The organism is Xanthomonas sp. BRIP62415 (assembly GCF_003993515.1).
Lineage (GTDB): Bacteria > Pseudomonadota > Gammaproteobacteria > Xanthomonadales > Xanthomonadaceae > Xanthomonas > Xanthomonas euroxanthea.
Genome location: NZ_QEZH01000026.1, coordinates 79,872 through 88,094 on the forward strand (window position 1 = coordinate 79,872; position 8,223 = coordinate 88,094).

Genomic DNA, 8,223 nt, shown 5'->3' on the forward strand with positions numbered 1-8,223 from the left:
GCTGCGCCGCTGTACGTTGGTAAGGACGATGAAGACGCATGGCACACGGCCATCATGGCGGCGCCTGGAAGGTGGCGTTTGCCGACTTCGTGACCGCGATTCCCCAATCCCGACTCCCGAATCCCAAATCTCAGCCCTGCAGCTAGCGCGGCTGCGGGCTTTGATTGCGTGCGATGGTGTTGGCGGCTCTCAGTCGCTTGCGCCATGCAGGCGCTTGCTCCAGCTCTCTATTTCGCGGCGTTGCAGGCGGCGTTCGAATAGCGCCTGCCATGACGGTACCAACGGCAGCTGCAGCACCTCAGTGATGGCGGCGGCATCGACATCGCGCGCGTACAACACCTGTTGCAGGCGCGACAGCGTCCATTGCGGATGCGGCCGCTGCTGCAGCGTCAGCATGTCGCCGGCTGCCACGTCGCCGGGGTGCAGCACGCGGTAATACCAGCCGGTGCGGCCGGTGTCCTGCACGCGGCGCGCCATGTCGCGCAGGCCGAAGCGGTCGGACAGCTTCCAGCACGGCTGACGCAGCTGCGACACTTCCACCACCGCCGTACCCAATGCAAAGCGATCACCCAGACAGACCTCGGCCTCGGTAAGGCCGAGACTGCTCAGGTTCTCGCCGAACGCGCCGGCCGTCTCCAGCAACGCATGCGCACCGAGGTCGGCCTGCCAGGCAGCGTAGTGATCGCGCGGATAATGATGGATCGCCTTGTCCGGCCCGCCATGCACACGCAGGTCGCCCTGCTCGTCACCGTGCAGCCCGTCCGGACCGACGCGCACAGGCCCGCTCACCGCACGCTTGTCGATGGCGCTGCGGCTACCGGGCCGGGTGAAATCGCGTGCGACCCCGATCGCCACGCGGTCGATGCTGACCGCGAGCGCCGGCGCCTGCACGCCACTGGTCTGCGTGGTCACGCGCCCTGCCCGGGCAACTCGGCCAGCGCCTCGCGCAACACCTCACCCAGGACCTGGATGCCGGCATCGATCCTGTCGCCGGGCACGGTGACGAACGACAGCCGCAAGGTATTGACCTGCGGCAAGGTGGCGTAGAACGGCGCGCCCGGCACGAACGCGACATTGCGCGCGATCGCACGCGCCAGCAGCGCGGTGCCGTCCAGCCCGGGCGGCAGGCTCACCCACAGGAACATGCCGCCTTCGGGGCGATTCCATTGCACCTGGGGCGGGAAATGCCGATCCAGGGCCTCCAGCATCAGGCTGCATTGGCGCGCATACAGCGCGCGGATCTGCGGGATATGCGTGTCCAGGAAATCGTCCTGCAGCGTCTGGTGGACCACGCGCTGGGTGAACGACGGCGTATGCAGATCGGCCGCCTGTTTGGCCTGGATCAGCTTGCCCAGCACCGCCTCGGGCGCAACCACATAGCCCAGCCGCAAGCCGGGCGCGAGCACCTTGGAGAACGAGCCCATGTAGACCACGCCCTCCGGATTGAGCGACAACAGGCTTGGCAGCGGCCGGCCGCTGTAGTACAGCTCGCCATACGGATCGTCTTCGACGATCGGCACGCCCGCTGCTGCTGCGCGCTCCACCAGGGCCTGGCGCCGCGCCAGCGGCAGCCGGCGGCCGGTGGGGTTCTGGAAATTCGGCAGGCAGTACAGAAAGCGCGCATCGGCCAGCAATGCAGGGTCCAACGCGTCCACCACCACCCCGTCCTCGTCCGAGGGCATGCCGACGAAGCTCGGCTGGAACAGCGAAAACGCCTGCAACGCACCCAGGTAGCTCGGCGTTTCCACCAGCACCTTGCTGCCCTCATCGATGAAGACCTTGCCGAGCAGGTCCAGCCCCTGCTGCGAGCCGGTGGTGATCAACACCTGGCTGGGCCGGATGCTGGCGCCGTCGCGGCTCAGGCGTGCGGCCACCCAGTCGCGCAGCGGCGCATAGCCTTCGGTGGGGCCGTATTGCAGTGCGGCCTGCGGCGCATCGCGCAGCACCTGATCGCTGGCCGCGCGCATGCGCTCCGCCGGAAAGGTGGCCGGCGACGGCAGCCCGCCGGCGAAGGAAATCACCTCCGGCCGCTCGGTCACCTTGAGGATTTCGCGAATCGCCGAACTGGTCAGCGCCTGCGCACGCCGGGAGATCTGGAAGGAGGTCGTCATGGCCCAAGCATAGCGAAGGCGTATGGCCGGCGCGCTGTGCACTGCAGCGTCGGATGCGCACCTCGGCCAATGACGGGGGTGGTGCCGCACCGACCATCACCACGCGTAGCGACCTGCTTTCCTGCATTGCGCTGGCGCTACCGACATTGCCGTGCAGTACGGTCGACATACTCGCGTTGGCGTCTGCCAGCAAGGCGATCGCCGCGCGTGCATCGCCTTGCACGGAATGTCACCTGTTTCTGCCGACGCAGGCTGCGTGCGCAGGTCGGCTGGGTAGCGAGCCAGATCGACGCGTGCCGATGACCGGCATCGCGCCCGCGCATCGATGGCAACGCCTTGGCAATGCGGCAGCGACAGTGCCGGCGGCGCCTACCCGTACGCCGGGCCGACCCAGGCCGTGCCTTCGCTGCGTTCGATCAAGGTCTTCCAGCGCTTGCGGATCAGCTTGTCGCGCGAGCGGAAGGTCATGCGCACCCCCGGCAAGCCGAGCGTGGCACGTGTCTCGACCATGGCCGAGGCTTCATCGGCGGCAATCTCGATCCTGGTGATCGACTGCTTGTAGTCGATCACCTCTTCCGGGTTGGCCACATGACGCATATGACGCAGCACCTGCGCCCACTCGCCATTGGATTTGCAGTACTGCTCGCGTGTGGTGGTCTGCCGCTGCTGATGCGAATCCATACGGTACAGCACCACCATTTCGAACGCCGGCGCGGTCAGCGTACACAGCGCTTCGCCGTCCTGACCACGCATCGCCTTGTCGTGCGCGGCGTAGAAATCGCGCACCTGCGCTTCGTCCAGCGCGTTGCCGCCATAGTTGTAAACACCGGCGACTGCCGCCAGGACCGCCAACAACACCAACAACCGCATCTGCGTCCCCTGCACCACCGCGTCCTGCGGCCGCGCAAGTGTAAGGGATGCAGTGCGTCAGTGACGACGGGGCGGCGTCGGCCCGCAGCTGTCGCAGCCACCACAGGCCGCGGCGTTCTGCGCGGCCGGCGGTGCGACGCGGCGGCCCAGCGCCCGCATCCATGCAGGCCGCCCATCGCGCAACAGGCCGATCGCCACTGCGCCACGCAGGCGCCGCAGCGTGCCGGGAAATTGCTTCTTCATCACCACCCACAGGCTGAGCAACACCGCCAGGGCGATGACCACGTATTGCAAGGTGAGCGACAGATCCACCTCAGCCGGCTCCCAGCAGCACGGCCAGCTGGTAGGTCACCAGCGAGGCCAGGTAGGCCAGCGCGAACAGGTACACCGCGCTGATGGTCATCTGCTTCCACGAGTTGGTTTCGCGCTTGATCGTGGCCAGCGTGGAGATGCACATGGGTGCATAGATGTACCAGACCAGCAGCGACAGCGCGGTGGCCAGCGACCAGCCATCGCTGATCAGCGGCGACAGGGCCTGCGCGGCGGCATCGTCGTCGGCAGCCGACAGCGCGTACACCGTTGCCAGCGAGGCAACCGCCACTTCGCGCGCGGCCAGGCCGGGAATCAGTGCGATGCAGATCTGCCAGTTGAAGCCCAGCGGCGCGAAGAAGATCGCCATCGCATGGCCGATACGCCCGGCGAAGCTGTAATCGATCGCCGGCAAGGTGGCGTCGGCCGGCGCGGCCGGAAACGACAGCAGGAACCACAGCAGGATGGTCAGGGCCAGAATGATGCCGCCGACGCGCTTGAGGAAGATCATCGCACGCTCCCACAGCCCCAGCGCCAGGTCCGGCAGATGCGGCAGGCGGTAGGACGGCAGCTCCAGCATCAGCGGATGCTCGCTCTTGTCGCGGCGCCACTTCTTCATCGTCCACGACACCAGCAGCGCGCTGACGATGGCCGCGGCATATAGCGCGAACAGGATCAGGCCTTGCTGGTTGAAGATGCCCCACACGGTTTTTTGCGGAATGAAGGCGCCGATCAGCAGCGCATACACCGGCAATCGCGCCGAACACGTCATCAAGGGCGCGACCATGATGGTGGCGAGCCGGTCGCGTGGGTCCTGGATGCTGCGGGTGGACATGATGCCGGGCACCGCGCAGGCAAAGCTCGACAGCAGCGGGATGAACGAGCGCCCGGACAAACCGGCCGCCGACATCATGCGATCGAGCAGGAAGGCCGCGCGCGGCAGGTAGCCGGACTCCTCCAGCGCCAGGATGAAGGCGAACAGGATCAGGATCTGCGGCAGGAACTTAATCACCCCGCCCAGGCCGGTGATGATGCCGTCCTTGAGCAGGCTGTTGAGCGGGCCCTCCGGCAGCGTGGTGCCCACCCACTCGCCCAGCATCGCGGTGCCGGCATCGATCAGGTCCATCACTGGGTTGGCCCAGGCGTACACCGCCTGGAAGATCAGGAACATCACCACCGCCAGCGTGACCAGGCCCCAGACCGGATGCAGCAGCCAGCGGTCCAGCGCATCGTCCACCCGCGAGGTGCGCGTAGGCATGGTCACTGCCGCACCCAGGATCTGCCGCACCTGGGCGTGGTAGTTGCCGTCGGCCGGTGGCGTGGCCGACGGCGCGGCCAGGCTGGCCGCCTGCGTATCGAGCCGCTCGACCAGGGCCTTGGCACCGCCGCGGCGCACCGCCACCGTTTCCACCACCGGCACCCCGAGCGCCTGTTCCAGCGCCGGCAGGTCGATGACGATGCCGCGCCGCTGCGCGGCGTCGACCATGTTCAGCGCCACGATCATCGGCCGGCCCAGCTCGCGCAGCTCCAGCGCAAAGCGCAGATGCAGGCGCAGGTTGGTCGCATCCATCACGCACACCAGCACGTCCGGCGCAGGCTCACCGGGATAGAAGCCGCGGCACAGGTCGCGGGTGATCGCTTCATCCAGGCTGGCCGGCTGCAGGCTGTAGGCGCCCGGCAGATCCAGCACCGCGAAGTCGCGCCCGGACGGCGCGCGGAAATGCCCTTCCTTGCGTTCGACGGTGACGCCGGTGTAATTGGCGACCTTCTGCCGGCTGCCGGTCAGCTGGTTGAACAGGGCGGTCTTGCCACTGTTGGGGTTGCCGACCAGCGCCAGACGCATGGGGACGGTTGCGGTGCTCATGCCTGCGCTCCATCGACGCGCACCTGCACGCGGGCGGCCTCGCTGCGCCGCAGGGCGAACCGCGTGTAACCGACCTGCACCAGCAAGGGTTCGCGCCCGACCGGACCGGTCGCCAGTACCGTGACTTCCTCGCCAGCGACAAAACCCAGTTCGCGCAGCCGCCTGGCGATCGTGTCGTTGGGCAGACGCTCCTCCACGGATTCAACAATGGCGGCGCGATGCAAAGGCATGTCGGACAACGTCACAAAGACGGCCTGATTGTTAGGAATGGTTCTCAATTCTAGCATCGACGCACCGCGTCATGGCTCGGCCGACCCGTGCCACTATCATGGTTCGCATCCCATTCATGGACGTTGACCCAATGCAGGACACCGGCTTGATCGTGGAGGACCAGGGAGCGGTCCGCACGTTACGTCTGCACCGCCCGGCGGTGCACAACGCCTTCGATGCGACCTTGATTGGCGCGCTCACCGACGCCTTGCAGCAGGCCGGCCGGGCAGCGCAGATCCGCGTCGTCGTGATCACCGGTGCCGGCGCCGCGTTCTCTGCGGGCGCCGACCTGAACTGGATGCGCGGCATGGCCGGCGCCAGCGAGGCCGACAACGCGGCCGATGCGCTCGCCCTGGCGCGCCTGATGCGCACGCTGGACGAACTGCCCAAGCCGACCATCGCGCGCGTCAACGGCGCGGCGTTCGGCGGGGGTGTCGGCCTGGTGGCGTGCTGCGATATCGCCATCGGCTGCACCGAGGCGCGCTTCGGGCTGACCGAGAGCAAGCTCGGCCTGCTGCCGGCGGTCATTTCGCCGTACGTGATCGCGGCGATCGGCGCGCGCCAGGCGCGGCGCTGGTTCGCCACTGCCGAGATCTTCGACGCGGCCACCGCGCAGTTGCTGGGCCTGTTGCATCAACTGGTCGCCGCCGACCAACTGGATATCGCGGTGGAGCGCCAGGTCCGCCTGTTGCTGGCGGCCGCGCCACTGGCGGCCGCCAGCGCCAAGGCCTTGGTGCGCGCGGCACTGCCGCCGACCGACCGCGACGCCATCGACGCCGCCAACGCCGCGTGGATCGCACGCCTGCGCGTTTCCCCGGAAGGCCAGGAAGGCCTGGGTGCCTTCCTCGACAAGCGCAGCCCGGCCTGGTTGCCGGAGGGTGCGGCATGAACGACTTCGTGCGCATTGTCGAAGTCGGCCCGCGCGATGGCCTGCAGAACGAAGCCACACCGATCGCCACCGCCGACAAGATCGCGCTGATCGACCGACTCTCCGCGACAGGGCTGCGCAGCATCGAGGCGACCAGCTTCGTCAGCCCGCGCTGGGTGCCGCAACTGGCCGACGCGGCCGAGGTGTTCGCCGGCATCACCCAGGCGCCGGGCATCGCCTATCCGGTGCTGGTGCCCAACCTGCAGGGCTATGCGCGCGCACGCGCCGCCGGTGCTCGGGAAGTGGCGGTGTTCACTGCGGCGTCGGAAGCCTTCAATCGCACCAATACCAACGCCGGCATCGACGAATCGATCGAACGCTTTCGCCCGATCCTGGAACAGGCGGCCCTCGACGGCGTGCGCGTGCGCGGTTACGTCTCCACCGTACTGGGCTGCCCGTACCAGGGCGAGGTGCCGGTGGCCGACGTGGTCGATGTCGCGCAACGGCTGTACGCGCTGGGCTGCTACGAGATCTCGCTGGGCGACACCATCGGCGTGGGCACTCCGGGCAAGGCACGCCAGATGCTGGCCGCCGTGGCGCAGGCGGTGCCGATGCCGGCATTGGCGGTGCACTTCCACGACACCTATGGCCAGGCGCTGGCCAATATCGCCGCCTGCCTGGAGCAAGGCGTGCGCGTGGTCGATGCGGCGGTGTCCGGGGCCGGCGGCTGCCCCTACGCCAAGGGCGCCAGCGGCAATGTCGCCAGCGAAGACGTGGTGTACCTGCTGCACGGGCTGGGCATGCCTACCGGCATCGACCTGCCTGCCCTCGCCGACACCGGCCGCTGGCTGGCGCAGTTGCTCGGCCGCCAGACCGGCAGCAAGGTCGGCAAGGCCCTAGCGGCCGCCGACTGAGGCGCCAGTCCGGCATGCCACCGTCGCCGCGCCCGCTCCATTCCAGGATCGGTCGCACTAACGCTTCGGCTAGAATCGCCGGCTGCGTCGTCACCCGTTCGCCGGCCGGCATCATCGGCCTCCAGGATCTCCGAGGAACCACCGCATGCAGCCTTCTTCTGTTCTTGCCATCGTCACCGGCGGCGTTTCCGGCCTGGGCCTGGCCGTGGCGCAGCGCATCGTGGCCGATGGCGGCAAGGTCGCGCTGTTCGACGTCAACGCCGACAAGGCCGATGCGGCGCTGGCGCTGCTCGGTGCGGGCAACGCACTGTACGTCGCCACCGATGTCACCGACGAGGCGCAGGTCGCCGCCAACGTGGCGCAGGCCGCGCAGGCGCTGGGCGGGCTCAACCTGGTGGTGAATTGCGCCGGAATCCTGGGCTCGGGCCGGGTGCTCGGCAAGGAAGCGCCGATGCCGCTGGCGACCTTCCGCACCACCGTGCTGGTCAACCTGGTCGGCAGCTTCAACGTGGCCAAGGCCGCGGCCGACGTGATGCAACACAACCATGCCGGCGACGACGGCGAGCGCGGCGTGATCATCAACACCGCCTCGGTGGCCGCCTACGAAGGCCAGATCGGCCAGGCCGCCTATGCCGCCAGCAAGGGCGGCGTGGTCGGCATGACCTTGCCGATGGCACGCGAACTGGCGCGCTTCGGCATCCGCGTGATGACGATCGCTCCGGGCGTGTTCTGGACCCCGATGGTGGACGGCATGCCCGAGGCGGTGCAGCAATCGCTGGCCGCAGCGATCCCGTTCCCCTCGCGCCTGGGCCAACCCGACGAATACGCCGACACCGTCGCCTTCATCCTGCGCAATCGCTATCTCAATGGCGAGGTAATTCGCCTGGACGGCGGCGTGCGCCTGGCACCCAAGTAGCCGGGATTGGTGAGTCGGGATTGGGGATTCGCAACGGCAACCGCCGCCTGCAACCCAGCCGCACTTGCCAATCCCAAATCCCCAATCCCCAATCCCCAATC

General features: G+C 68.1%; 9 protein-coding genes. 3 read left to right on the plus strand and 6 right to left on the minus strand.

The features are described from left to right. Positions 1 to 189: 189 nt before the first annotated feature. From EO141_RS12660 to EO141_RS12685, 6 genes are all read right to left on the minus strand, one after another. Positions 190 to 912, minus strand: a complete 723-nt coding sequence (locus EO141_RS12660) for an MOSC domain-containing protein (protein ID WP_127169365.1) — start codon at positions 910 to 912, stop codon at positions 190 to 192. Next, complete coding sequence (locus EO141_RS12665; RefSeq protein ID WP_127169366.1) at positions 909 to 2,111, minus strand: PLP-dependent aminotransferase family protein; 1,203 nt, start codon at positions 2,109 to 2,111, stop codon at positions 909 to 911. Before EO141_RS12665 ends, EO141_RS12660 begins: the two co-directional genes overlap by 4 nt. A gap of 369 nt (positions 2,112 to 2,480) precedes the next feature. After that, on the minus strand, positions 2,481 to 2,981 hold the full coding sequence (locus EO141_RS12670; protein ID WP_127169367.1) for a nuclear transport factor 2 family protein: 501 nt from the start codon (positions 2,979 to 2,981) through the stop codon (positions 2,481 to 2,483). Positions 2,982 to 3,038: 57 nt separating this feature from the next. Next, a complete protein-coding gene (locus EO141_RS12675; protein ID WP_016904924.1) occupies positions 3,039 to 3,293 on the minus strand; it encodes a DUF6587 family protein in 255 nt (84 codons plus the stop codon). A gap of 1 nt (position 3,294) precedes the next feature. Then, positions 3,295 to 5,154: a ferrous iron transporter B gene (locus EO141_RS12680; protein WP_104648642.1), complete on the minus strand. Its 1,860-nt coding sequence runs from the start codon at positions 5,152 to 5,154 to the stop codon at positions 3,295 to 3,297. Next, entirely contained in the window at positions 5,151 to 5,399 is a 249-nt protein-coding gene (locus EO141_RS12685; protein WP_104585288.1) for a FeoA family protein, read from the minus strand. Before EO141_RS12685 ends, EO141_RS12680 begins: the two co-directional genes overlap by 4 nt. Before the next feature lie 116 nt (positions 5,400 to 5,515). Here EO141_RS12685 and EO141_RS12690 point away from each other — a divergent pair, with 116 nt between their 5' ends. The 3 genes from EO141_RS12690 (at position 5,516) to EO141_RS12700 (ending at position 8,122) form a co-directional block, all read left to right on the plus strand. After that, entirely contained in the window at positions 5,516 to 6,313 is a 798-nt protein-coding gene (locus EO141_RS12690; RefSeq protein WP_127169374.1) for an enoyl-CoA hydratase-related protein, read from the plus strand. After that, positions 6,310 to 7,206, plus strand: a complete 897-nt coding sequence (locus EO141_RS12695) for a hydroxymethylglutaryl-CoA lyase (RefSeq protein WP_127169368.1) — start codon at positions 6,310 to 6,312, stop codon at positions 7,204 to 7,206. The genes EO141_RS12690 and EO141_RS12695 overlap by 4 nt, the downstream gene beginning before the upstream one ends. Positions 7,207 to 7,351: 145 nt before the next feature. Then, on the plus strand, positions 7,352 to 8,122 hold the full coding sequence (locus tag EO141_RS12700; RefSeq protein ID WP_104648639.1) for an SDR family NAD(P)-dependent oxidoreductase: 771 nt from the start codon (positions 7,352 to 7,354) through the stop codon (positions 8,120 to 8,122). Positions 8,123 to 8,223: the final 101 nt, after the last annotated feature.